Source organism: Clostridium sp. OF09-36, assembly GCF_003481985.1.
Taxonomy (GTDB): Bacteria; Bacillota; Clostridia; order Lachnospirales; family Lachnospiraceae; genus Brotaphodocola.
Genome location: NZ_QUMD01000004.1, coordinates 76,845 through 100,634 on the forward strand (window position 1 = coordinate 76,845; position 23,790 = coordinate 100,634).

Here is a 23,790-nt window from a genome sequence, read left to right on the forward strand (position 1 = left end):
GTATTCATAAAACAATGATCTCACTAAGTACGCTATGCTATATCGAAAAAGACGGGCAGTATCTGATGCTGCACCGTACCGTGAAGAAAAATGATGTAAACAAAGACAAATGGATCGGAGTCGGAGGTCATTTTGAGGCAGATGAAAGCCCGGAAGAATGTCTGCTCCGTGAAGTCTGGGAGGAGACCGGCTATACGCTGACCTCCTGGAAATACCGTGCCATTGTGACCTTTGTCTCCGGAAACGGCGTGACAGAATATATGTCGCTCTTTACGGCAGATGCCTTTACCGGCGAACCGATCGCATGCAATGAAGGCGAGCTGGCATGGGTCGACAAAGAAGAAGCAGTGAAGCTAAACATCTGGGAGGGCGATAAGATCTTTTTCCGTCTTCTGAATGAACGCACCGATTTCTTCTCGCTCAAGCTTGTCTATGACGGTCACGATAAGCTTGTTTCGGCTTCTCTGGATGGCCAGGAGATGGAGCTTCTTGATGTGCTCGATGAGAAGACAGGGGAGAAAACCGGAGTGCGAAGAGAAAGAGGAGTTGTCCACCGCGATGGAAGTGTGCACGGAACTGCTCATGTTTGGGTCGTGCGCCGTGGTCCCTCGGACAGCTGGGAGGTGCTTCTTCAGAAACGGAGTGAGCATAAAGATTCTTACCCGGGATATTATGACATTTCCGCAGCCGGGCATGTGGCAGCGGGAGAGGAGTATCTGCCGACAGCAATTCGGGAGCTGAACGAAGAATTGGGGATCGAGGCAACAGAAGAAGAACTCCATTTTGTTAAAATGCATCAGTCAGAAAGCGAAGAAGTTTTTCATGGACAGCCGTTTAAAAATCACGAGATCAGCGCGGTCTATCTGTACGCGGGAGAAAAGCTTCAGGAAGAAAACCTGAAGCTTCAGAAAGCGGAAGTTGAGAGTGTGAGGTGGATGGATTATCAGACATGCATCGAAAAAATCGAAAAGAAGGAACTAAATAGCTGTATTAATCTTGAAGAACTTAAGGCGCTGAAAAAAGGATTAATGTCTTTCGGCCCTGGAACAGTTCAGGATGAAAATTAACAACAAAAGGATTTCACCTGTTATGTCTCAGGTGAAATCCTTTACAATTTTAATATATTCCTGCGCATGGTACGGCAGATAACTGCCGCGCCGGTACGCTGCCACGAAATCAACCGTGGTGCAGGTTTCCGGGCCAACGGAAAAACAGGCAATGTCAGGCGGCGGCTGGATGTGCTTTAAATGGGTTTCAGTCACAAACCCGCAGCCGTAGCCTTTTGCTACCAGCTGGACCTTTGCGGCGATGTTGCTGGTCTGCAGCTTTATGATCGGGGTGATCCCGGCCGCTTTAAAAAGCTGGTCTACTGTCTGCTGGGTTCGCTGTCCCGGAGTCTGGAACAGGAATGGCTCGTCTTTTAAATATTTAAGATCCATCCATGGATATTTACAGTCGGGTTTTTGTACACCCATTTCCGCAAGCGGGTGATGATGCGGCAAGATCAGGAGCAGTTCCTCGTGGCTGATGATCTCGTAATCAATATCCGGGCTTTTTACAGGCAGATTGAAAAATGCGAGATCGGCCTCGGCATTCAGCAGCATATCTTCCAGTAAATAGGAATGTGACTCCAGAATTTCCAGCCGTACGTTGGGATATAAGGAATTGAAAATCGGCAGGGTACAGGGAAGCATGTAGGTGCCGCGCATGGTCGGAAAGGCAATCTTTAAAGAGCCGTAATTGTTCTTTACGATGTCGTTCATTTCCTGGTCCAGCTCTTTTTTCAGGTTCAGAATCTCGGAAGCTTTTTCTACATAGCGTTCCCCGGCATAGGTGAGAACAAAACGGTGTCCCAGCTTTCGGAACAGCTTTTGTCCAAGCTCTGCCTCCAGGTTCTGGAGAAATTTTGTAAGTGTCGGCTGGGTTACATATAAAGAATTCGCAGCCTTGGTAATATTCTGATATCTGGCGATCGCCAGGACATAAGATAAGTCTTTAAAATCCATAAAAATCTCCCAAAAAATTTTCCTGACATGATTTTGAAATTGTGCTTTCGTTTTTGCAGTTTATTCAAGATTTCCTTATAATCTGTAAAGTTTATCATAGCATAAACTATAGATATATAGAATAGTTTAAATGAAAATTATGAATTTGTATTACAGTTGGCCTCATGCTATGATAAAACCATAAAACGGTACCGGTTAAAAAGACCGGCGGCATGGCCAGCCGCCTTCACACACAGGTGATGGAGGAAACGAAATGCAGAATCAGAACGAACAGGTATATAAGCTCCCGGTGACGATCATGCGGGGAGGTACCAGCAAAGGAATTTACATATTAGAATCCGATCTCCCAAAAGATAAGGAAGCGTGGGATGAAATCCTGCTTCGTCTCATGGGAAGTCCGGATGCCAAACAGATCGACGGGCTTGGCGGTTCCCAGTCAGTAACAAGCAAGGTTGCGATCGTAAAGCGCTCACAGAGAGCAGATGCAGATGTGGATTATACCTTTGCACAGGTATCGGTTGATAAGCCGATCGTCAGCTACAAAGGAAATTGCGGAAATATTTCTTCCGGTGTTGGCCCGTTTGCATTGGAAAAAGGTCTGGTCACACCGAAAGAGAACGAGACTACCGTGCGGATCTACAACACCAATACGGGAAAAATCATTGCGGCAGATGTGAAGACCTCGGATGAAGGCGTGAATTATACAGGTGATTTTCAGATTGCCGGAGTCCCGGGAACGGCATCACCGATCCGCCTGAAATTTATAAATCCAGCCGGAACATTAGGAAAGGGTCTGCTTCCAACCGGAAATGCAGTGGATATGCTGACTGTGCCGGACTTCGGCGAGGTGGAGGTTTCCATTGTTGATGCGGCAAATCCGCTTGTTTTTGTAAAAGCAAAGGATCTGGGGCTGACCGGAAAAGAAAATCCGGATGAATTAAATGCGGATGCAGCGAAGCTGGAGCTTCTGGAAATGGTGCGGGGACTTGCGGCAGTGAAGCTTGGCCTGATCGATGATTATAAGAAATCAGCATGGGAAACACCTGGTATTCCGAAGATGACTTTTGTGGCAGAGTCGGATACTTACGAAACTGCAGATGGAACAACAATCCGGAAAGAAGAAATTGACCTGCTTTCCCGGATGATGTCGATGCAGAAAACACATCCGAGTTATGCGATGACCGGAGCCATGTGCACGGCGGCAGCAGCAGTTGTGCCGGGAAGCGTGGTAGCGCAGGTCTTAAATCCGGACACCGATACCCAGTTTATCCGCATTGGACATCCGGGCGGAGTACTGGAATGTGGAGTGGATTACCGGCCAGAGGAGAAGGAGCCGGTTATTGAAGATACGTTTGGATTCCGCACTGCCAACCTGTTAATGGAAGGCGTTGCATCAGTCAGAAGATAATGGGGGGATATACTATGGAAATGATTCGGGCAATCTTACCGCAGCTTTCTCTGCTGGTATTAATTATGGTAATCGCAGTTGGATTTGTAAAGAAAATCAATATCGGATTCTTTTCCATCGGAGCCGCCTTTTTGCTGGCGCTTCTGGGAATGGCAGTGGAGCTGCAGATCAAATCCGGCGATACCATGCGGCTGTTAAAGGCCAGCGATGTGGTAAAAGGCTTTTCCAGTTCTATGTTTGTGACGCTGGTTGGTGTTACCTTCCTGTTTGGCATGGCAGCGGTTCTGATCCTGCTTGGATGTGCCGATGAGAAGAAAGCCATCAAGAGCATCCCGTGGGGCACCCTGATCATGATCTGCGGTGTAGGTGTACTGGTCAACATGATCAGTCTCTTAGTCGGCATTGACCTGATCTCCGATACCCTGGCTTCCTTCATGACCGAGCATACCGCAACTCCGATCATGGCAGCCACCTCCGGAATCCTGTCCTGGGTAAGCTCCACCACCGCTGTGGTGATGCCAACCCTGTACCCGATCTCCGCGGAAATCTGCCAGCGCTTCGCCGGAGTGAATTATGTAGAACTGATCGCAGCGATCACTGCAACCTCCTTCGCAGCAGCCATCAGCCCGCTTTCTACCGGAGGTGCCATCATCATGTCCTCCTACTCCGCAGCCCGTGAGACCACCACCGAGGAAATGAACAAAATGTTCTACACCCTGTTCCTGCTTTCCGTAGCCAATGTATGTGTCAACGTGGTTATGGCAGCAGTCGGAGTATTTGGACTGGGCGGACTCTTTTAAATCCAATATGGTTACTGTTCACGCATGCGTGCCCAGCAACTAAATATGCTCCAACTTTCCGAATGCGACCAGCGGATCTCCGGATTTTACACCGAGACTTAAGGTGAAATAGAGGATGACACCGTCAAACGGGGCAATGCAGCGAAAGATTTCTTTGCCGGAAACATCGTTCAGAGTGCCAAGCAGGGCACCTTTTGGAACGGTTTTTCCGGCTTTTTTCATGGCAGGATACCAGAAACCGTCGGAAGGCGCTTCTGCATAAAGTGCATCGCGGACTTCGGTTTGTTCAGAATGTGCTTCTGCAGAGCGTGAGTCGTTGATTTCAGTTGGTCTTGAAAACGCTTTTGTACGAAGCGATGTCTGCTCTTGCTGGTTATCAGTTGCTTGTGAGACAGAAAGCATCCCAAGATGCTCCATCATCTCATATACATTATGTTTGCATGCAGTTACTTCTTCTTTGCTCCACAGTCCGCGCTCTCCGCGCTCTACCAGCAGGGCCGGGATTCCGCATTGTGCGGCCCAGCTGTAGAGACCGTTTTTTGAGGTGGAGGCAACCCGGTAAGGAACCGAGAGGGCGGCTGCGGCCAGAGCGGATTGCGTTGCAAGCTTTTCCGGCACTGCCGTTGGAAAGAAAATCAGCGGAGTCAGTGCTTCGTTGACATCTCCGCCGTGCAGATCCATCAGAAAATCCGCCTCCGGGTACAGGGTTTCCTCCAGAACCTTTGCGAGCTGGCTGGAAAAGGTCTCTTCTTTACTTCCGGGAAACATCCGGTTTAGATTCTGACCGTCGGCTGGAATGATCTGTTTTGCACCGTGGTAGAAGCCTTCCGGGTTTACCAGAGGCAGAAGGATCATGCGCCCGGAAAGATTGTCAGGCTCTAATTCGTTTCCAAGGCTGCGGAGTGCTTCGATGCCGACGTATTCGCAGCCGTGTACTCCGGCGGTAACCACCAGCGTTTTTCCTGGGTGATTGCCGCAGATGACGGTCATTTGGATGGGATAGGGGCTGGTGACAGGCAGCAGAAGTGTTTGTTTTGTTCCGGTGCCGGCTTTTAAGTCAGACAGTCTCATAGATATAAGATCTCCTTTTGCTACATTTATCATTACTCAAATTCAATGATAGAGCTCAAAAGTTTTTGCGCATACGCATCCTTTGTTTCCGCGATGCGGAATACCGGAATGTGCTCTGTAACATGACCATGATAAAGAAACAGCACATCATCACAAAGATAGGTCACAGAAGTCAGGTCGTGTGTGATGAAAATATAGGTCAGGCCAAGCTTTTCTTGCAGGTCGCGCAGCAGGTCCATGATCTGTACCTGGGTGTGCGCATCGAGAGAAGAAATTGCCTCGTCAAACAGAATGATTTCCGGCTGGCAGGCCACCGCCCGCGCAATGCAGACACGCTGCAGCTGTCCCCCGGAGAGTTCATGCGGGTAGCGGTCCGCATAGGAGGCATTGAGACCGACAAGCTCTAAAAGATGGCTTGTTTCTTCCTGCCGGTTCCATTTTGCCGGAGTGCCAGGCTGTGCGGTATTCGTGATGCCTGCAATGCCGCCGTTGTTTTTCTGGTTCCGTTCCCTTGCTGCAAGTCCTTCTGCAATGATCTCTTTTACCCGGAACCGTGGATTGGCGGAGGTCGTGTAGTCCTGGAAGACGACGCTTAAGCGTTTCTGGAGATTCTTGCGTCCACTCCGGGAAGCATAGACAGAGGTGCCGTGGATCCGTACTTCTCCGCGGTCTGGTTTTAACAGCCCGCAGATCACGCGGCCCAGGGTGGATTTTCCGCTTCCGGATTCGCCCAGGATGCCGAGGCAGGTCCCCTGTGGAACGCGCAGGGATACATCAAAGAGAATCTGGTCACGGCTGGTGCCGAAGAGTTTTTCCTGGCGTTCACTGCGGAAGCTGACACAGATATCGTTTAATTCTAGCATGCGGCATTCTCCTTTCTATTCAAAATCTGGCTTTCGTCCAGAAACTGTTTCTCATTCAGAAGTCCTTTTTCATTCAAAACCTGGCTTCTATTCAGGATCTGGTTTTGGCTCAAAATTGGGTCTCCGTGCAAAACCTGGCGGTAGCGGTGCATCACGGCAGAACGTTTTTCTACCAGCATCCGGGTGTATGGATCGTTGGCATGCATGAGAATGTGTTCGAAGGTCCCGCTGTCCACGATATGTCCGCTGTTCATGACCAGAACGCGGTCAGCCACTTTTGAGATCGCACCCAGGTCATGCGTGATAAACAGCATGGCGGTGTGTTTTTCTTTTTTGATCCGGACAAATTCCTCTAAAATCTCGTACTGGGTGATCGCATCAATGGCGGTGGTAGGCTCATCGGCGATCAGAAGTTCCGGCTCTAAGGCCATGGCGATGCCGATCATGATACGCTGCAGCATACCTCCGGAGAGCTGGTGCGGATATTTTTCCAGTACTTCCTCCCCGTTTCGGATCCGCATCTGCGCCAGGATTTCCAGAGAGTGGGAGCGGATTTCCTGTGCGCTCCATGTGGTATGGGTGGCGAAGGTCTCTGCCATCTGGCTTCCGATGCGGTAGAGCGGGTCAAAGCAGGTCATGGGATTTTGCAGCACCATGGTGATACGGCTGCCGCGCAGACGGCGCAGCTCTTCTTTGGATTCCCGCAAAAGATCCTGCCCGTCGAAGATGGCACGGCCGGAAATCTGGAAATTTTTGTCCAGCAGACCGAGCACAGACTTTACGGTCATGCTTTTTCCGCTTCCAGATTCTCCGAGAATCCCCAGACATTCGCCGGGATGGACTTCAAAGCTTACCTCTTCCACCAGCTTTTTGGAACTTTTACGCTGGGTGAGTGTTACATTTAAATTTTCAACCTTTAAGATCGCAGACATGGATTACAGCACCTCCTTTGGATCCAGCACATCGCGGATGGCATCGCCCATCAGGTTGAAGGCAGATACCAGAATGACAATGGCGATACCCGGCACCAGCATCTGCGCCGGATTGCTGGTCAGGACATTTTTCGCTTCACTGAGCATGGCACCCCATTCCGGGGTAGGAGCCTGGACACCGAGTCCCAGAAAGGACAGGGTAGAAATGTTGATGATGGCCCAGCCGACATCGAGGGAAGAAAGCACAGCCAGGTCAGCCGCGATGGAAGGGACCAGATGCCGGAAGAGGATGAAACGTTCCGGTGTGCCGATGCAGCGGGAAAACTGGACAAAGTTCCGGTCGCGGTACTGCATGACACCGGTGCGGATCATGCGGGCGTACCAGGCCCACTTGATGAAGACATTGGCCAGGATCACGTTCTGCACGTTGATGCCAAGGAGTGCCACAACGGCAAATACCATGATCTGGCTCGGAAAGGAAAGCATTACATCAACCACGCGCATGATCAGCTCCTCCGTGATCCCGCGGAAATATCCGGCTAAAAGTCCCATCAGAGCGCCCAGGCCGATGGTGCCAAGCATGGTAAGGACAGCCAGACCCAGCGTCGGCCGGATGCCGTAGATCATGCGGGAGAGAATGCAGCGTCCCAGATTGTCCGTTCCAAGCGGATATTCCCTGCTGAAGTGCGCAAATTTGTTGAGAATGTTGGTGGCATATGGGTCGTGCGGGGCAATGACCGGGGCAAAAATTCCGATGAGGGCCACGATCAGAACCAGGCTGACCGTACCGACGGCCGTTTTATTATGAAGAAAACGATGAAGCATGATTAGTGACTCTCCTTTCTCATACGTGGATCCGACACTGTCTGAAGGATATCGAACAGCAGATTAAATACAACGAATAAAACACCGATCAAAAGTACATAGGTCTGGATAACCGGGTAATCGCGGTTGAAAATAGAACTGATGCAAAGCGTTCCAAGTCCCGGCCATGCAAACACGTTTTCCACGACAATGGTTCCGGAGATCAGCTGCGGGATGCTCATACCGATGGCGACGATGCAGGTGTGCATGGAGTTTTTCAGGATATGTTTTACCAGGATGGATTTCTGCGGAAGTCCGCGCACATTGGCGTAGAGTACATAATCCTGTTTCATGTTTTCCAGCATGTTGTTGCGGATCAGACGGATGTAGGTGGAAATATAGCTTAACGATACGGTGAAAGCGGGCAGGATCAGATGTTTCAGGGTCCCGTTTCCGCTGGTCGGCAGAAGATCCAGCTTAATGGAAACCAGCCACATCAAGAGTAGTCCAATCCAGTAAGCAGGCATAGCGGTAGTCATAAAGACGATGCCGCGCATGATCCGGTCAAACCAGCCATCTTTGTATACGGCACAAAGAAAGCCAATCGGCAGGCTTAAGAGAATCACCATGACCAGGGACGCTCCGGCAAGCTGCAGGGTGGCAGGCATGCAGCGGAGCAGTTCTCCGGCAACGGTACGGGTCGGATTGACGTAGCTGATGCCGAAATTGCCGCGCAGGCAGTCAAGTACCCAGGTGAAGTAACGCACCAGATAAGGTTTGTCGAGACCCAGTTCTGCGCGGACCTCGGCAATGGCCTCCTCTGTGATGATCGGGACCTGGCGGACACGCAAGGCAACCTCTGCCGGATCAGACGGGATCAGGTTGATAAATACAAAGCATACAAATGATATAATAAGAAGAAGCGGGATCGCAGACAGGATCCGTTTTATGATATATGGTTTCAAGATAATACCTCCCATGGAAAAACAGATATGTCAGTCACAAAGACACAACATGCAATGCAAGGAAAGCCGCCTCAAAGGAGACGGCTTCCTGTATAGGTTTCGCTGATTTGAAGCTTTTTCATCCGCCTTAGAAGGAGAAATCCTGGAACGGAACCTCGTACTGAGTCTGGGTGAAGTGGAAGCCTTTCATATCGGAGCGGTAGATTGCCTTGTTGCATTCGTAGGTCAGCGGGATGTAGACCGCATCTTCATGCAGATGGGTCAGCACGTAGGTGTAAAGCTCCTGACGCCGTGCCTCATCAGTCGTGATGAGGATTTCGGTAATGGCAGAGTCAATCTCAGCCTTATCCTCAAGACCAAGCTGTGCTGCATAGTCACCGTATACCGGGGCGCGCATTGCCGCAAGGGAAGACTGCGGATCGTACGGGGTACCCCAGCAGATGTTGAACACCATGTCAAAGTTACCGGCCTTCATGTTATCGCGGTAAGACTGTTCCTCCTCGCCGTGGATATTTAAGGAAACACCGATAGTCTGGTATTCGCTCTGCAGATACTCAGCAATGGACTTCTCAGTTACACTGTCACTGTTGTAGAGTAAGTCAATGTTTAACTGCTTGCCGTCTTTTTCACGGACATTGCCGGAACCCATTTTCCAGCCAGCATCATCGAGAATCTGTCCTGCAAGGGTTAAGTCGTAGGCATACGGCTCCAGATCGATGTTGCAGTATGGGACTGTGGTGGCAAATAAGGTATCAGCCGGTTTTTCCAGACCGTAAAAGATACCGTCAGAGATATTCTGCTTGTTGGTCGCATGCTGAAGGGCAATGCGGACTTCCTTCTCGGAGAGAATGTCAGAGGTGGTATTCAGGACGATCTGTCTGGTAGAGGTCGGATCAGAGAGCTCCACGGTGAATTTATCACTGTCTAAATACTGGTTGATCGCATCTGCATCGATCATATTCTTTCCGAAGATCATATCGATCTCGCCTTTTTCCAGTGCCAGGATACGGGTCTGGTTATCCGGGATAACCTTTACGGTAATGGTTTTGATCGCCGGCTGCTCGCCCCAGTAGGTCGGGTTTGCCTTGAATACGGCATACTCGTCGGTCACGAACTCATCCAGCACATACGGGCCGGTACCGATGTAAGCCTCCACGCCGTCCTTGGTGCTTCCGTCTTTCATGGCTTTCGGGGAGATCATGGCGAACGGTCTGGTAACACCAAGCTCGGTTAAGAGCGGATAATACGGCTCAGACAGTTCGATCACAAAAGTATTTTCATCCGGAGCGCTTACGCCGACTAACAGATGCATCATCTCCAGCCAGGTGTGGCGGTCTTTATTCTCCAGGATTGCATCGAAGTTTGCCTTGATCGCGTACGCGTCACATTTCTCACCATCGGAGAAGGTGACACCCGGGCGGATGTGGAAGGTGTATACCTTACCATCCTCGCTGACATCCCAGCTTTCTGCCAGGCAGCCTTCAAAGCCATCGGCGGTGATGTTGACAAGACCCTCGTAGAGCATTTCCTGTGCGTACATCTCGCCGGCATATAAATGCGGGTTTAAATCGCGGATATCGCGGTAGTTTACAAAGACCAGGTCTTCTTTTTTTGTATCAGCAGTTCCCGTTGTCTCTGCGGAAGAATCCGCAGCAGTGGTGGATGCAGAGTCAGACGCGGATGAACCGCAGCCGCTTAATACGGCGGTGCCTAAGAGACCTGCAAGAAGCAGAGTGCCCCATCTTTTTTCATAATCAGTTTCCTCCTGTGTAAAAAAATAAGTAATTGCCTTGGCACTGTTTGGTATAGGATAACAGCAACACAAACAACTAGGTTTCGATTGGTCCGGCTTATGCGGACGTCTGGAAGTATAACACAGGTTAGCGGTTGCTTACTACTGATGAATTTGGAGGGGCTTAGTTATTCTAAATTGTTATAACCAGAAGAAATTTTGTTAGAGGATTGCCTGAAAGTTGCGGATAAACCACTTTGCAGCTTCACTTAAGCTTCCTTCCTCCGGGCAGATGTAGCCGATCAGCAGAAACGGTTCGCAGTTATTGATCTGAAGCTGCTGCACATCGTACTGCTTGTACTGGTCATGAAGAAAATTGATGCCGAGACTGCAGACATCGGTGTTCATCAACAGGTTGATGGTCAGGTGGTCACTGTTGGTGTAGACAGAATAATGAAGCTGTTCCGTGCTGATCGCTCCCAGGCTGACATGGCTTAAATGGTGCTCGACCGAGAAAAAGTCACGGACACCGCGCACAAAAGAAAGGCTGGAGAGCTCCTGAAAATCAATGCTTTCATCGTGGTAGCGCGGATGATGCGGACCAACATAGACACAGGCTTCTTTCACATCCAGGGGGATAAATTTCAGCTTTTTGTGGGAAAGGATATGCTGGAACTGGTGCAGCTGTTTCTGCGCGATATAGACAATGCCAATCTCAGAAAGCCCCTGGGCTACCCGGTTGCTGATTTCTTCCACCGTTCCTTCAGAGTGCTCCACAATATAGGAACTCCCCATTTCTTTATAAAAATCGGTGAGAAGGCGCGAAATCATATTGCTGGGATATGTGGCAAGGCTGAATTTCTTTCCCTGGTTGTGGTCACTCAGGGAATCGATCAGGCTGACATTGTGAAGAATATTCTGGGCATATTCCCGCACAGCTTCCCCATAGGGGGTGATGCGGATCCCGCGGCTGCTGCGCTCAAAAAGCGGGCGCCCCAGTTCCTTTTCCAGAGAACTGATCACCTTGCTGACATTGGGCTGGGTGGTGTAGAGACATTCCGCGGCCTGGTTAAAACTGCCTTTCTCACAGGTGATCATAAAATATTCCAGTTGTCGTAGTTCCATAAAAACCTCCGTATGCGATGCGTGCGCAGATTGGTGTATTAAATAAAAGTAAGTATATGCTAACCACTATAGCAGAAAAAAAGAAGGGAGACAACCGCCGGACGGTGGTGTCTCCCTGAAAATAACTCATATTGAGAAAAAAACTCATTTATTATACGATTTCTATTTGTCAATCCGGAACCCATAATATGCATTCATACCATGCTCATGGATATCCAGTCCATCTAACTGCTCCTGATCGGTGACGCGCAGTCCGAAGATTTTATCGATTACCTTGAAGACGATGAACATGGTTACGCCGCCCCAGATCCAGTGTGCTTCGATCGGATAAACAACAGCAGAAATAATGCCGAAGTAGATGCAGTAAGATAAGAAATTGGTGCGCTCTGCCATGGCAAATCCTGCCTGCATAAAAAATACGAATGATGCACCGATCAGAAACCAGATGCCAAATACTTCACTTAAGATGTTTTCCATAATCGTGACCTCCTTGTTGGGTACAGAATAATATAGAAGAAGGAGATAATGACATTTGCCGTTATCTCCTTCGATAATCACTGGTCTGTATGAAATTCTGATGATGGCTTCTACGATCTCTTCGCAAACAACAGTTTCCACTTTCACTTTAGGAAGCAGATTCACCGTGTACTTGGTACCGCGGTACATCTGTGTGTAGCCTTTCTGTGTGCCGTAGCCATAATGTTACTGATCATAAGACCATGGGCGCCGCAGCTGTCCAGAATACTTTTCAAGTCTTCCAGCTTTTCGGGTTTGATGATGATTTCCAGCTTTTTGAAAGTCAATCACTTTTTTTCGGAGATTTTACCCGGAGATTTTATTTCTTATTTCCCTACAGAATCAAACTCCCTGCAGATTTCTTCGGACGGAGCCTTGGTTGCCAGGGATACGATCACGATGGCGAGTGCGGATACAACGAATGCCGGGAGCAGCTCGTAAATGTTCCAGGTGCCACCCATCGGGCGGACCAGATACTTCCATACGAAGACCATCACGCCTCCGGCTACCATTCCAGCCAGGGCACCCTGCAGGTTGGTGCGCTTCCAGAACAGGGAGAAGAGCATCAGCGGTCCGAATGCTGCGCCGAAACCGGCCCATGCGAAGGATACGATGTAGAATACGGAGCTGTCCGGGTTCCATGCCAGGAAGATCGCAATAACGGCAATGGCAACAACGGTCAGGCGGGCAGCCATCATGGAAGCTGCGGTGCTCATCTTGATCTTTAGGAAATCCTGTAACAGGTTCTGGGAAACACCGGAAGCTGCGGTCAACAGCTGGGAGTCTGCAGTAGACATGGTGCATGCAAGGATACCAGCCAGTACGACACCCGCAATCAGAGAAAGCAGGAAGCTGTGCTGTCCCAACAGATGCGCAAACTGGATGATAACGGTCTCGGACTCAGAGCTCTGGGTAAAGAGCGGGATCGCGCCGGCTACGGAAGCGGCGTAACCAATGATACCGATCAGGATGGCAACGCACATGGAGATCAGCACCCATACGGTTGCGATCCGGCGGGAGAGGACCAGCTTTTTCTCATCCTCGATCGCCATGAAACGGAGCAGGATATGCGGCATCCCGAAATAGCCAAGTCCCCATGCAAGAGTAGAAACGATGGTCAGCAGGCTGTACGGAGCAGCGCTTCCGCTTGCACGGTCATGAATCTGTGTCATGGAGAGGTAACCAGCCATGGAGGTTGCATTGTTTACGACCTCATCCCAGCCGCCAGCCATGTGAATGCCATAAAATACGATCACGATCAGGGAAATCGTCATAACGATACTCTGGATCAGGTCGGTGGTAGATACCGCCAGGAAACCGCCCATAACGGTATAGCCGACAATGACGATCGCACCGACGATCATGGCCATGTGGTAATCCACGCCAAACAGGCTGGAGAACAGGGTTCCGATGCTTTAAAGCCGGATGCGGTATACGGAATAAAGAAGATCAGGATGATGATCGCGGAGATGCACATCAGGATATTCTTATGGTCATGGTAGCGTCTGGATAAAAAGTCCGGGATTGTGATGGCATTGCACACAACGGAGTAACGGCGAAGACGCTGTGCCACGATCAGCCAGTTTAAGTAAGTTCCAAGGCCAAGACCGATGGCGGTCCAGCCTGCGTCTGCGATACCGGTAAGGTAAGCGACACCCGGCAGACCCATTAAGAGCCAGCTGCTCATGTCAGAGGCCTCTGCACTCATGGCGGTGACGAACGGTCCAAGCTTGCGGCCGCCCAAGTAGAAATCATCAGCGGAATCACCGCTGCCTTGTTTGCTGAAATAGAATCCAACGTATACCATTGCGACAAGATAGATCACGATGGCAGCCAGGATTCCAGCCTGTCCTGATAACATAATCTTTTCCTCCTCATTTTGTTGCTGTCTGCGTGAACGTAATCCCTATCCGTGAATAGTGCTCATATTCTGTGTCGTTCGCGTGCTTGTCTCCAGCAACATGATGTGGATGATTATAGCATAGCTTATAATAGACTACAATACAGAATAATGTATAGAATTAATACTGTACGATTGAAATGTATAATAAATAAAAATAGCTTAAATAAAAGAAAAATAAACTAGACGAATTATAAAAATAGAAAACATACGAAAAGATATATTTTTGCAGACCGAAGCATTTGAAGCCTGATAGAAGAATTTTCAGTATGCGAAACAGAAATTGCCTTACGATCATCGGATGCGCCATGGATGTCATTTCAATATGCCATATAAGAAAGAATCCTGCGTTGCAGGATTCTCCGCCTGCGGCGGGTCGCAATGGCGACATGATTCCTTTCCGCCGCAGTGCGATCCTCGCGGAGCGTTTTTGGTTTCATAGGACGCACTTTCCTATGAAATAAAAAAAGCCTCCAACCGGTTAAGGCTGAAAGCTGCTTAAAAATCCAGGCATTACCTTTGCGGCGTATTCCATCAGGGAATATTCGCCGGAGCAGAGACACCAGTCGTAGAGCAGGGCACGCTCACAGAGGGCATAAAGCTTTACCATCTCGTTGACGTTGGAGCGGGTGCTGAGCTGGCCGTCGGCCTGCCCTTTGGCAATGATCTTTTTGAGAAGCTTATAGTAGATCCGGTTATGGTCCAGCAGATGCTTTTCCCCGTTGGTGGTAAGCTGTGTGGAATAAAGCCGCGCCAGAAGATCTAAGGAAATGCTGTTTTCGATCATCCGGAACAGCTCCTGGTTTAAGAAGAGGAGCTGGTCCATGGCAGTCATTTCCGGCGTGAGCTCCTGTGTCAGCTCCTCGTACTTTTCGTCGAACAGGGAGCTCAGGGTGGAGAGAAGCGCATCCTTACCGTCAAAATAGTGGTAAAAGGACCCCTTTGAGGTGCCGGACAGGTCGATGATCTCTTCTACCGTTGTATCCTCATAGCCTTGCTCATAGAAGAGCTTCCATGCGGCATTTACGATCTTGCCGCGGGTATTTCGTGCGTTTTTCTTTGCCATAATATTCTCCTGTCATTTTCTCCATTTTCTGCTTTTGATACGCCAGATGCACAGCACCATGCGGATAAAGCAGTCTGCAGCGATCGCCAGCCATACACCGGCAACACCCAGTCCGAGCGGATGGATCGCCAGCCATACCAGCCCGATCCTCAGTCCCCACATGCCGATGATGCTGACCAGGAGGGAAAAGCGGACATCGCCGGAACCACGGCTGATCCCGCCTGCGATGACGGTAAAGCTGAAAAAGATTTCCGTAGCTGCGGCGATAAATAAGGTCTGGCTTCCTAGTGCGATCACCTCCGGTTCCCGGCTGAACAGGCTGATGATGGGCCGCGAGAACATGGCAACCGGCACACAGGCCGCGATGATCACAGCAGAACCGATCCAGCAGATACGGAATGCAAAGCGGTCTGCGAAATCTTTTCGTCCGGCCCCCAGCGCCTGTCCGACCAGGGCGGTGGCGGTGTAGGCAAAGCCGTATGCAGGCAGGTAAAGAAGCCCCTCCGTCTGGTTGGTTAAGTAATGGGCGGCCAGGGAGATGGTGCCAAGTCCGGAGATCATGGCGGTTAGGGCGACCTGTCCGGAGGTCAGGGTCAGGCGTTCCAGAAGTACCGGAATGCTGATGTGGAAGAGCTGCCTGAGCACCTGCTTTTCAATCCGGTAACCGGCCCGGAGCAGGTTCAGACGGACCGGGGTTTTTGCTGTAGTCAAAAATACCAGCAGGATGACCAGCAGAAAGATCTGGGACAGCATGGTGGAGCAGGCTGCCCCGGCAACACCCAGCCCGGCGCCAAAGACGGAAATGGTATGACCACCAAAGGACAGGGTACGCGCCGGGTAGATCAGGAAGAAGTTTCCGATGATATTTGCGGCATTAGAGGTCAAGTTGGCGGCCAGCGGGATCCGGGTGTTTCCGGCAGAGCGGAAAATGGCGGAAAGCACCACCGAGAGGGTCTGGGCGGTCAGGCCGTAACCGATGATCTGCATATAGCGCTGGGCCTGGGGAATGACCTCCGGTGCGGCGCCAAGCCAGATCGGAAGCGGGTGGCAGACCAGCTCTACACCCAGGGCAAGCAGCAGGCCGAGTATGGCAGAGCACACCAGTCCCTGTGCGGTGATCTGGCGGGATCGGGCTTCATCTCCGGATCCGACAGCGTGGGAGATCAGGTAAGAAAAGCCTACGCTTAAGGAGGTGATGAAGCCGTTGATCAGCCAGATGCTGGAAATATTGACGGCAACTGCCGCTGTGGCAGAAGCGCCGATGGAGCCAACCATGGCTGTATCTGCCAGGGAAGCCATGCAGATCAGAAACTGTTCCAAGATCGCAGGCCATGCCAGTTTTAAGATAGTAAGATTAATATGCTTCTGGGCCTGTGCGGAAAGAATGTCGGGTGTTTGCTTACTCATGCTCCGGTACCTGGAAGCCGTTTTCTTTTAAGACCCAGGAGGCTACAGCCCGGTTGGTGTCGATCCATGCACCATGGGATTTCATGTAGCCGATCAGGCGGCTGAGCATCTGTACCCGACTGGCGCGTCCGACAAACTGTGGATGCAGGACGAAGTTGATCATGCGGCCCTCCACAGCCAGGGAGTCGAATTCGTCCTTCCAGATCTCAAACATTTCATCCGGAGATTTTAAGCCGTAGCGTTCCGGGGCAGCGTCCGTGTAAAAATCGTAGGCAGTATCATCGAAGATGGAGTCCTTCGGAAGCTCAACCAGAGGAACTGTTTTTCCGTCAATCTGGTGAAGGAATGGCCCATCGCTGTCACGCCAGTTGCTGCTGTAAATATATCCGTGTTCAAGAAACAGGCGCAGGCTGTAATCGTGGATCACACCGCCGGGTGCCCGGTGTCCGGCAATTTTCTGGCCGGTCAGATCGTAGATGATCTTTTCGCTGTGGCGCATGGTGGCGTCTTCCTGTTCATAAGTGGTTTTTGTGGATTCCTCATGCAGATAGCCGTGGAATCCGATATCGTGTCCCCTGCGGGCGATTTCTTTTACGACCTCCGGGTAATGCTCAGCTACAACTCCGGGAATGAAGAAGGTTGCCTTCACCTGGTGGCTGTCCAGCATATCGAGGATTCTCGGAACGCCCTGTTTGGGGCCATAGGCGCCGCGGGAGAGGTTGGTCATATGGGCGGTGCTTCCATCTCCGTGTGTGGTCCACATGGTTTCTGCATCCAGGTCAAATGCCATCATGACGGCAATCCGTTTTTTATCAGGCCAGTTCATCATGCTTTGTTTCCTCCATTCTGCTGTTGTACATAACGCGCTACCTCTTCGCAGGTAGCGATCCATGCACCATGGTCCTGCATGTAGGCGATCAGCTCGCCAACCATGCCAATGCGGCTGGCGCGGCCGATCATCTGTGGATGCAGCTTTAAGATAAAGATCTTATTGCCCTCCAGGGCCAGCGCATCGAATTCCTGCTTCCAGTTGCCGTAAACCTCACGGTTCGGGTACATACAGCGGACTGCCGGATCGCTGAATGTGAAATAGTAATAGGTAAAGTCATCCATGGTAATATCGTTTGGAAGCTCGACCAGGGGAAGCTCCTTCCCATCCTTTTCCCAGAGATAAGCCCAGTCGCAGTCCTTCATGGAGGAACTGTAAAGGTATCCGCGCTTCGCTAAAAGCTCCGGCATAAAGTCCTGAAGCACGCTTTCCGGGGCGCGGTGTCCGGCCGGCTTTTTCCCAGTGATATCAAAAAGAAGGCTTTCGCTTTTATCCAGGATCTCTTCCATTTCTTCCCGGGTCAGCTCCGGGCTGGATTCGTGCTGGTAGCCGTGGCAGGCCAGCTCATGGCCGCGCCGGTGAATTTCTTCTACCGTATCCCGGTAGGTTTCAATGACAGCACCAGGTACAAAAAAGGTCGATTTGATATTCATGGTGTCTAACATATCCAGACACCTGGCCAGTCCCTCGTGAGGGCCGTACTGGCCTCTTGAAAAATCCGTAAAACCAATGGAGGTTCCCTTACTTTTCGCCCGGGACATCCGTAAAAATTCAGCATCATAATCAAACGTAACCATGACAGCGATGCGTTTGCCATCCGGCCAGGAAAAGGCTGGTCCGTTTGTCTTTCCATCTGCAGTATACATTTTTTGCTCCTTTCCAATCGCCCTAAAAAGCAGGGCAGTGTTGTGATCCCAAAGGGGGATCCCGCTGCATTTATATAGGAAGATCGTCTTACACGTAATTCGATTATAAACAGGAGAAATGGCAATGTCAACTGCTCTGGACAGGTATAACCGGGTGTGAATAGTCTTATGAATATTAAGTATGGAAACTTATGAATATTATGCAGGAATTTGGTTGAAAACGTCAGTTAAACGTGATATAATCAGTCGAAATGTTAATTTTTATGCATGGTTCCGATGAAAAACAGACGGAAACCAATGTATATTTACACACAAATGAGGAGGACTCTATTATGAAAAAGCATATTCTTCTGGCAGCCGGTGCAATGCTGGCAGCAACTATTATGACCGGATGTGGCAGCAGCAAGCCAGCTGAGACTACCGCGGCACCAACCGAGGCGCAGGCAGCAAGCAGCGCGGAGGAGACTACCGCAGAGGAAAGCAGTGAGGCAGAGAGCAGCGAGGCTGAGGTATCTGCAGATAACCCATTCGCAGGAAAGACCGTAAAGGTTGGATGTTCCGCAACCTTCGTACCGTTTGAGTCCATCGAGATGGCTCCGGACGGAACCAAGACCTACGTAGGTATGAACATCGATATCATAAACGAGATCGTAGAGAAAAACGGCGGAACCGTTGAATTCGTAGATATGCCGTTCAAGAGCCTGATGGCAGCGATCCAGGCTGGCCAGATCGATTTCTGCAGCGGCGGTATGGCACCGACCGAAGAGCGTGAAAAGACTCTGGATTTCTCTGAAATCTTCTTCTATCCGAGAAATGCGATCGTTTACCGCGCAGAGGATGACTACCCGGATCTGGATTCCCTCCAGGGCAAAAATGTAGCATATGTATTCGGTACCAACTACCAGCAGGTAGTAGAGAGCATCCCGGATGTAAACGCAGTTGGTATTCAGGGAAGCCCAGCCTGCATCGAGGAGGTTAAGAGCAAACGTGCAGATGCCTGCATCATCGATGGTGCCGGTGCAAGCGAGTTCTTAAAGAACAACGATGAGTTAAAGATGAGCCTTCTGGACAAGACCGATGACTGCTTCGCAATTGGTTTCCCGAAAGAATCCCCGTACTATGAGACCTTCAACAATACTTTGAAGGAGATGATGTCTGACGGTGAGCTGGACAAGATCATCGCAGAGCATTTAAGTGAGCAGTTCATCCTTGATTAAAGCAAAAGAAAGGAAAACATATGAAGCTTGATTTTAGCAGCGTCTGGCAGTATTGGCCGTTTTTATACCATGGCGCGCTGACTACTTTAAAAATAACGGCGATCACGGCGGTGTTCGGATTCCTTCTGGGTGTACTGCTTTCCCTGATCAAGATCAGCAAGTGCAGACCGCTTGTCTGGTTTGGAAATTTTTACACCTCCATTTTCCGTGGAACCCCGCTTCTGGTTCAGCTCTGTATCGTTCACTTCGGTCTTCCGCAGCTGACGGGCATGACCCTTACCACGATGCAGTCCGGCGTACTGACGTTCTCGCTGAATTCAGCTGCATATATTTCTGAGATCTTCCGGGGTGGAATCAATGCGATCGACCGCGGCCAGTATGAGGCGGCTATGTCTTTAGGTGTCGGTTACCGCGACATGATGAAGGATATCATCCTTCCGCAGGCAGTCAAACACATTCTGCCGAGCCTGGTAAACGAGGCAATTTCCTTATTAAAAGAGTCCTCCATCCTTTCTTACATCGGAGCGGTGGAGCTGCTGCGTGCAGCAGACCAGATCACGGTACTGACCTTCCGTTTCTTCGAGCCGTACCTGGTGATCGCAGTCATTTATTATGTGCTGGTAATGCTCTTATCCATGGTTGCCAGCTGGATAGAAAGGTGGGTGAACCGAAGTGATCGAGTTTCATGATGTACATAAGAGCTTTGGCTCTCTCGAGGTATTAAAAGGTATCAACTTAAAGATTGAAAAGAGCCAGGTGGTTACCCTCATCGGTCCATCCGGTTCCGGTAAATCCACCATTCTGCGGTGTATGAACCTGTTAGAGCGTCCGACCAGCGGGCAGGTGTTCATTGAGGGACAGGACATTACCGCACCGAAGACAGATATCCAGAAAATCCGCAAGGACATTGGTATGGTGTTCCAGCATTTTAACCTGTTCCCGCACATGACGGTTATGGAAAATATGGTTTATGCGCCGGTAAAGGTCAACAAAATGCCGAAGGACCAGGCCAAGGAAAAGGCCATGGAGCTGTTAAAGCTGGTAGGACTGACCGAGAAAGCCGATGCTTATCCGGGCAAGCTTTCCGGCGGACAGAAACAGCGTATTGCGATCGCAAGAGCGCTGGCGATGGAGCCGAAGATCATGCTGTTTGATGAGCCGACCAGTGCACTGGACCCGGAAATGGTAAAAGAGGTTCTGGAGGTTATCAAGGGCCTGGCCCACACCGGTATCACAATGGCGCTTGTCACCCACGAGATGGGCTTTGCGCGTGAGGTATCTGACCGGATCTGCTTTATCGATAACGGGCAGATCGTGGAGGATACCAATCCGGCTGAGTTCTTTGCGAATCCGAAGAGCGAGCGTGCACAGAACTTCCTGGAGAAGGTTCTGTAACCTGCAAACAATATAGCAATTTAAATGTATGACAAGGGCCGTTTGAGCTGCCGAAAGGCAACTCAACGCCTAATACGTTAATAATATTATTATAAAGTATTTGACATTCCGGCCAGCACAGGCTATAGTTCTTAATACGAATTCAGAGAAAAGGAAGGGATGTTATGACCGTTTACCAGGAATTACAATTAAGCTCCGCAGGCTCTAAAAATCTGATCCGGCGGACGGAAAACAAAGAGGAAAAAAGACGCCATATCCTTATTTATAATGTGAAAGTGTATCTTGTGGTGGCATTTTGTTTTGCTGTGGTGACTGCATTCAGCATGCTGTTTGGTTCAGCCAACAGTATTGTGGGAGTGGTCGTGCTCTTGGCGCTTCTGGTTTTGCGCCAGGCAGATTTTGGGATTCGCACATCGCACGGTCTGATCTGCATCGGTCTGATCTTTGCGGTGCTGATGACAGGACCGCGTATTTCGAATATGATGGCACCGGGAGCGGCATTTTTTGTGAACTGTGCGTGTATCATGATCCTGATGGTGCTTGGCTGCCATAACGTGATCATGTCAAACCATTCCACGTTTGTGCTGAGTTACCTGCTTTTGCAGGGATACGATGTAAGCGGGGCCGATTACCAGAAGCGGGTACTTGGCTTATTTGCAGGAATGCTGGTCTGCATGGCTGTGTTTTACAAGAACCAGAAGCTGCGCCCGTATCGCAGAAGCTTTCTGGATCTGTTCCGGGAGTTTCACATCCGTTCGGCAAGAAGCTGGTGGTATATCCGCATGACACTAACGGTATCAACGGCACTTCTGGTCATGAACCTTCTGGGGCTTCCAAGAGCCATGTGGGCAGGGATTGCCTGCATGTCCGTATGTCTGCCGTTTTCCGGCGACATGAAACCAAGAGCGAAGACCCGCGGAATGTATAATATTCTGGCTGTGCCGTATTTGTGGCGTTGTATTTCCTGCTACCGGAGTCCCTGCACCCGTATCTGGGAATCCTGGGAGGAATTGGTGTTGGTTATTCTGCCGGATATGCGTGGCAGACTGTTTTTAACACATTTGGAGCCCTTTATATTGCGTCTGGAATCTTTGGACTGGCAGGTGCGGTTGTGTTAAGAATCGGCACGAATGTGGGAGCAGCATGCTACACGATGTTATGCGACCGGATTTTAAACCGGCTCCTTGGCCGGGAGATGAAAAGGAGGGAAAGTTATGTTTGAGAGAGTGGAGTACACCGTAGCAAGAATTGATGGAGATTACGCGTATCTGCAGCGGGTGGATGACCCGTCTGCGGAAGAAAAGTGCGTGGCCAGGGCGCTGCTTCCGGCTGAGATCAGCGAAGGCTGCCGCGTGGCATATGAAATGCTGGAGTACAGTATGGTGTAGATAACCGCAAAGGCTTTGGAATGTCTGAAACAGACCGGCAGCAATTTTTTGTCAGAGCACATATGTGGTTTTCATCAATTTCAAGAGAATAAATAGTATAACCCCTCAGGATTCTTCATAGACTGTAAAAAAGAATTCCGAGGGGTTTTCCTTTGAAGGATTATATTGAAGAGCGGGCCATTGCCATCGCCAATTACATCATAGACCACAATGCCACGGTGCGGCAGACTGCGAAGAAATTCGGGATAAGCAAGAGCACGGTCCACAAGGATGTCACGGACCGGCTGGAATACATAAACCCGGCGTTAGCAGCCCGGGCCAGGATCGTTTTAAACATCAATAAGTCGGAACGGCATATCCGCGGCGGCATGGCCACCCGGGAAAAGTACCAGCACCGGGTGGCTATCTGCAGCCGGGAAGAAACAAAGTGATCGTTTCAGAGAGCCACAATGGTGAAAAAGCAGAAAAAGCTGTTGGAAAGCCATGGACCAGTTGAAGGATCAGCAGGAAGAAGAGCGGTATGTTCAGTCATGCCGCTCTTCTTTATTGTCCCAGGTTTCGCAGAACCGTGCCGCAAAGGATGGATCTTCACCAGCCGCATAAAGGTGTGAGGTGTCACCAAATGCGCTTACGCGGAAGCTTGCGATCCCCTGTCTGCGTTCTTCGGTATAGATGGTCGTGACAGAGGACGGTGCCGCGCACAGGCTGTGCCAGAGCGGCATCGGGGAGACGTGCATCAGGTGGCTTAACAGCACACATTCTACGCCGAAATGGCAGAACAGCACAATGGTATCGCGGTTTGGGCGGACTGCACGGTAGTATAAGCCTTCCCGTTCGTAACCGTGCGAAGCTAGCAGATGATCAAATTCGGATGTGACCCATTTGTATTCTTCTTCTGCATTTACAGAGCGCATGGCATCGGTATGATACCATTCTTCCGGATCGTAATAACGAGGTTCCTTTGTCCACAGTTCCGGAAGCCAGTCCCAGATACAGGAGGTGCGGTCCATGCCAGGCTTTACGATGCGCGGGGAAAATTCCCGCAGCCATTCCTGTGTTGTAGCTGTGCGCCCCAGCTTTTCCAAGGTCAGGGAAGCAGTGTCCTTTGCCCGGCCAAGCGGGGAAACATAGCAGGCATCAGCCGGGGTGCGGACCAGCCGGTCAGCGAGCAGTTTTGCTTCTTTCCAGCCGGTCGGTGTTAAGGAGTCGATGGAATAGTCTGGGTCAGCGTGTCTTACGATCAGAAGTTTCATGGGGAGATCCTTTCCGTGTTTTGTTGTAACTGTTTTGTATCATCACAGTTACGTTTTCGCCAAGCGTCATTTTACATGCTTTTGTTTTATTATTTTACCATCGTGTATCTGCTGAGACAAGCGTTATAGTTCATGGATAGTGAGTTTCAAAACGGAAAATTGCGTCCGATAGAGTTCTGGCAGTAGATTTTGTCGTTTTTTCTTGTGTATTTTCTTAAATTGGTCTAAAATGAGAAACAAAATATTT

Annotated in this window: 23 protein-coding genes and 3 pseudogenes; 9 read left to right on the top strand and 17 right to left on the bottom strand. The window is 50.2% G+C overall.

Features of this window, described 5'->3' with window-relative positions:
* Window positions 1-14 precede the first annotated feature (14 nt).
* A complete protein-coding gene (locus DXA97_RS04700) occupies window positions 15-1,067 on the top strand; it encodes an NUDIX domain-containing protein (protein WP_118718768.1) in 1,053 nt (350 codons plus the stop codon).
* Window positions 1,068-1,094: 27 nt separating this feature from the next.
* On the opposite strand, the gene DXA97_RS04705 is transcribed toward DXA97_RS04700, so the two are convergent.
* A complete protein-coding gene (locus DXA97_RS04705; protein ID WP_118718769.1) occupies window positions 1,095-2,006 on the bottom strand; it encodes a LysR family transcriptional regulator in 912 nt (303 codons plus the stop codon).
* A 253-nt stretch (window positions 2,007-2,259) separates the two neighbouring features.
* Between DXA97_RS04705 and DXA97_RS04710 the strand changes: the two genes are divergently transcribed.
* Entirely contained in the window at window positions 2,260-3,414 is a 1,155-nt protein-coding gene (locus DXA97_RS04710) for a PrpF domain-containing protein (RefSeq protein WP_118718770.1), read from the top strand.
* Between the two features lie 14 nt (window positions 3,415-3,428).
* On the top strand, window positions 3,429-4,214 hold the full coding sequence (locus tag DXA97_RS04715; protein ID WP_243107562.1) for a hypothetical protein: 786 nt from the start codon (window positions 3,429-3,431) through the stop codon (window positions 4,212-4,214).
* A gap of 39 nt (window positions 4,215-4,253) precedes the next feature.
* On the opposite strand, the gene DXA97_RS04720 is transcribed toward DXA97_RS04715, so the two are convergent.
* The 15 genes and pseudogenes from DXA97_RS04720 to DXA97_RS04785 form a co-directional block, all read right to left on the bottom strand.
* Entirely contained in the window at window positions 4,254-5,285 is a 1,032-nt protein-coding gene (locus DXA97_RS04720; RefSeq protein WP_118718771.1) for a succinylglutamate desuccinylase/aspartoacylase family protein, read from the bottom strand.
* Between the two features lie 32 nt (window positions 5,286-5,317).
* The gene (locus tag DXA97_RS04725) at window positions 5,318-6,148 is read right to left on the bottom strand and encodes a dipeptide/oligopeptide/nickel ABC transporter ATP-binding protein (protein WP_118718772.1); all 831 of its coding nucleotides are present in this window, start codon (window positions 6,146-6,148) and stop codon (window positions 5,318-5,320) included.
* The gene (locus DXA97_RS04730) at window positions 6,142-7,080 is read right to left on the bottom strand and encodes an ABC transporter ATP-binding protein (protein ID WP_118540214.1); all 939 of its coding nucleotides are present in this window, start codon (window positions 7,078-7,080) and stop codon (window positions 6,142-6,144) included. The genes DXA97_RS04725 and DXA97_RS04730 overlap by 7 nt, the downstream gene beginning before the upstream one ends.
* Before the next feature lie 3 nt (window positions 7,081-7,083).
* Window positions 7,084-7,905 (bottom strand): nickel/cobalt ABC transporter permease, encoded by an 822-nt coding sequence (opp1C, locus tag DXA97_RS04735; RefSeq protein WP_118540213.1) that lies wholly within the window; start codon window positions 7,903-7,905, stop codon window positions 7,084-7,086.
* Window positions 7,906-7,907: 2 nt separating this feature from the next.
* Window positions 7,908-8,849, bottom strand: coding sequence for a nickel/cobalt ABC transporter permease (gene opp1B / locus DXA97_RS04740; RefSeq protein WP_118718773.1), 942 nt, complete (start codon window positions 8,847-8,849; stop codon window positions 7,908-7,910).
* Between the two features lie 127 nt (window positions 8,850-8,976).
* Window positions 8,977-10,674, bottom strand: a complete 1,698-nt coding sequence (gene nikA / locus DXA97_RS04745; RefSeq protein ID WP_347561464.1) for a nickel ABC transporter substrate-binding protein — start codon at window positions 10,672-10,674, stop codon at window positions 8,977-8,979.
* Between the two features lie 129 nt (window positions 10,675-10,803).
* Window positions 10,804-11,706, bottom strand: a complete 903-nt coding sequence (locus tag DXA97_RS04750; RefSeq protein ID WP_118706560.1) for a LysR family transcriptional regulator — start codon at window positions 11,704-11,706, stop codon at window positions 10,804-10,806.
* A gap of 162 nt (window positions 11,707-11,868) precedes the next feature.
* Window positions 11,869-11,997 (bottom strand): hypothetical protein, encoded by a 129-nt coding sequence (locus DXA97_RS20030; RefSeq protein WP_243107567.1) that lies wholly within the window; start codon window positions 11,995-11,997, stop codon window positions 11,869-11,871.
* Window positions 11,998-12,003: 6 nt separating this feature from the next.
* Window positions 12,004-12,183: pseudogene (locus DXA97_RS20035) on the bottom strand (hypothetical protein); the annotation flags it as partial.
* Window positions 12,184-12,282: 99 nt separating this feature from the next.
* Window positions 12,283-12,509 (bottom strand): annotated as a pseudogene (locus tag DXA97_RS04760) (P-II family nitrogen regulator); the annotation flags it as partial.
* Window positions 12,510-12,548: 39 nt separating this feature from the next.
* Window positions 12,549-14,083: pseudogene (putP, locus tag DXA97_RS04765) on the bottom strand (sodium/proline symporter PutP).
* Between the two features lie 520 nt (window positions 14,084-14,603).
* On the bottom strand, window positions 14,604-15,188 hold the full coding sequence (locus DXA97_RS04770) for a TetR/AcrR family transcriptional regulator (protein WP_118718774.1): 585 nt from the start codon (window positions 15,186-15,188) through the stop codon (window positions 14,604-14,606).
* A 12-nt stretch (window positions 15,189-15,200) separates the two neighbouring features.
* Window positions 15,201-16,595 carry an MATE family efflux transporter gene (locus DXA97_RS04775; protein WP_118718775.1) on the bottom strand — a complete coding sequence of 465 codons (1,395 nt, stop codon included), beginning with the start codon at window positions 16,593-16,595 and terminating at the stop codon, window positions 15,201-15,203.
* A complete protein-coding gene (locus tag DXA97_RS04780) occupies window positions 16,588-17,424 on the bottom strand; it encodes a polysaccharide deacetylase (protein ID WP_118718776.1) in 837 nt (278 codons plus the stop codon). Before DXA97_RS04780 ends, DXA97_RS04775 begins: the two co-directional genes overlap by 8 nt.
* Window positions 17,421-18,290 carry a polysaccharide deacetylase gene (locus tag DXA97_RS04785; protein WP_118718777.1) on the bottom strand — a complete coding sequence of 290 codons (870 nt, stop codon included), beginning with the start codon at window positions 18,288-18,290 and terminating at the stop codon, window positions 17,421-17,423. The genes DXA97_RS04780 and DXA97_RS04785 overlap by 4 nt, the downstream gene beginning before the upstream one ends.
* 332 nt (window positions 18,291-18,622) lie before the next feature.
* Between DXA97_RS04785 and DXA97_RS04790 the strand changes: the two genes are divergently transcribed.
* From DXA97_RS04790 to spoIIID, 6 genes are all read left to right on the top strand, one after another.
* A complete protein-coding gene (locus tag DXA97_RS04790) occupies window positions 18,623-19,507 on the top strand; it encodes an ABC transporter substrate-binding protein (RefSeq protein WP_118718778.1) in 885 nt (294 codons plus the stop codon).
* A 20-nt stretch (window positions 19,508-19,527) separates the two neighbouring features.
* On the top strand, window positions 19,528-20,196 hold the full coding sequence (locus tag DXA97_RS04795) for an amino acid ABC transporter permease (RefSeq protein WP_118718779.1): 669 nt from the start codon (window positions 19,528-19,530) through the stop codon (window positions 20,194-20,196).
* Entirely contained in the window at window positions 20,180-20,902 is a 723-nt protein-coding gene (locus DXA97_RS04800; protein WP_118718780.1) for an amino acid ABC transporter ATP-binding protein, read from the top strand. The genes DXA97_RS04795 and DXA97_RS04800 overlap by 17 nt, the downstream gene beginning before the upstream one ends.
* A 164-nt stretch (window positions 20,903-21,066) precedes the next feature.
* Window positions 21,067-22,020, top strand: a complete 954-nt coding sequence (locus DXA97_RS04805) for an FUSC family protein (protein ID WP_347561465.1) — start codon at window positions 21,067-21,069, stop codon at window positions 22,018-22,020.
* Between the two features lie 96 nt (window positions 22,021-22,116).
* The gene (locus DXA97_RS04810) at window positions 22,117-22,290 is read left to right on the top strand and encodes a chorismate--pyruvate lyase (RefSeq protein WP_118718781.1); all 174 of its coding nucleotides are present in this window, start codon (window positions 22,117-22,119) and stop codon (window positions 22,288-22,290) included.
* Between the two features lie 152 nt (window positions 22,291-22,442).
* The gene (gene spoIIID, locus DXA97_RS04815) at window positions 22,443-22,721 is read left to right on the top strand and encodes a sporulation transcriptional regulator SpoIIID (protein WP_118718782.1); all 279 of its coding nucleotides are present in this window, start codon (window positions 22,443-22,445) and stop codon (window positions 22,719-22,721) included.
* A gap of 93 nt (window positions 22,722-22,814) precedes the next feature.
* Here the strand turns inward: spoIIID and DXA97_RS04820 are convergent, their stop codons facing one another.
* On the bottom strand, window positions 22,815-23,543 hold the full coding sequence (locus tag DXA97_RS04820; protein ID WP_118718783.1) for a histidine phosphatase family protein: 729 nt from the start codon (window positions 23,541-23,543) through the stop codon (window positions 22,815-22,817).
* Window positions 23,544-23,790 lie beyond the last annotated feature (247 nt).

Excerpts from the sequence above, each read along its gene's own strand:
- DXA97_RS04770 (WP_118718774.1), bottom strand. The coding sequence starts at position 15,188 with ATGGCAAAGAAAAACGCACGAAATACCCGCGGCAAGATCGTAAATGCC.
- DXA97_RS04775 (WP_118718775.1), bottom strand. The coding sequence starts at position 16,595 with ATGAGTAAGCAAACACCCGACATTCTTTCCGCACAGGCCCAGAAGCAT.
- DXA97_RS04720 (WP_118718771.1), bottom strand. The coding sequence starts at position 5,285 with ATGAGACTGTCTGACTTAAAAGCCGGCACCGGAACAAAACAAACACTT.
- DXA97_RS04810 (WP_118718781.1), top strand. The coding sequence starts at position 22,117 with ATGTTTGAGAGAGTGGAGTACACCGTAGCAAGAATTGATGGAGATTAC.
- DXA97_RS04705 (WP_118718769.1), bottom strand. The coding sequence starts at position 2,006 with ATGGATTTTAAAGACTTATCTTATGTCCTGGCGATCGCCAGATATCAG.
- DXA97_RS04715 (WP_243107562.1), top strand. The coding sequence starts at position 3,429 with ATGGAAATGATTCGGGCAATCTTACCGCAGCTTTCTCTGCTGGTATTA.
- DXA97_RS04790 (WP_118718778.1), top strand. The coding sequence starts at position 18,623 with ATGAAAAAGCATATTCTTCTGGCAGCCGGTGCAATGCTGGCAGCAACT.
- DXA97_RS04700 (WP_118718768.1), top strand. The coding sequence starts at position 15 with ATGATCTCACTAAGTACGCTATGCTATATCGAAAAAGACGGGCAGTAT.
- DXA97_RS20030 (WP_243107567.1), bottom strand. The coding sequence starts at position 11,997 with ATGTTCATCGTCTTCAAGGTAATCGATAAAATCTTCGGACTGCGCGTC.
- DXA97_RS04780 (WP_118718776.1), bottom strand. The coding sequence starts at position 17,424 with ATGATGAACTGGCCTGATAAAAAACGGATTGCCGTCATGATGGCATTT.
- DXA97_RS04750 (WP_118706560.1), bottom strand. The coding sequence starts at position 11,706 with ATGGAACTACGACAACTGGAATATTTTATGATCACCTGTGAGAAAGGC.
- DXA97_RS04785 (WP_118718777.1), bottom strand. The coding sequence starts at position 18,290 with ATGTATACTGCAGATGGAAAGACAAACGGACCAGCCTTTTCCTGGCCG.
- DXA97_RS04795 (WP_118718779.1), top strand. The coding sequence starts at position 19,528 with ATGAAGCTTGATTTTAGCAGCGTCTGGCAGTATTGGCCGTTTTTATAC.
- DXA97_RS04820 (WP_118718783.1), bottom strand. The coding sequence starts at position 23,543 with ATGAAACTTCTGATCGTAAGACACGCTGACCCAGACTATTCCATCGAC.
- DXA97_RS04730 (WP_118540214.1), bottom strand. The coding sequence starts at position 7,080 with ATGTCTGCGATCTTAAAGGTTGAAAATTTAAATGTAACACTCACCCAG.
- DXA97_RS04710 (WP_118718770.1), top strand. The coding sequence starts at position 2,260 with ATGCAGAATCAGAACGAACAGGTATATAAGCTCCCGGTGACGATCATG.
- opp1C (WP_118540213.1), bottom strand. The coding sequence starts at position 7,905 with ATGCTTCATCGTTTTCTTCATAATAAAACGGCCGTCGGTACGGTCAGC.
- DXA97_RS04805 (WP_347561465.1), top strand. The coding sequence starts at position 21,067 with ATGACCGTTTACCAGGAATTACAATTAAGCTCCGCAGGCTCTAAAAAT.
- DXA97_RS04725 (WP_118718772.1), bottom strand. The coding sequence starts at position 6,148 with ATGCTAGAATTAAACGATATCTGTGTCAGCTTCCGCAGTGAACGCCAG.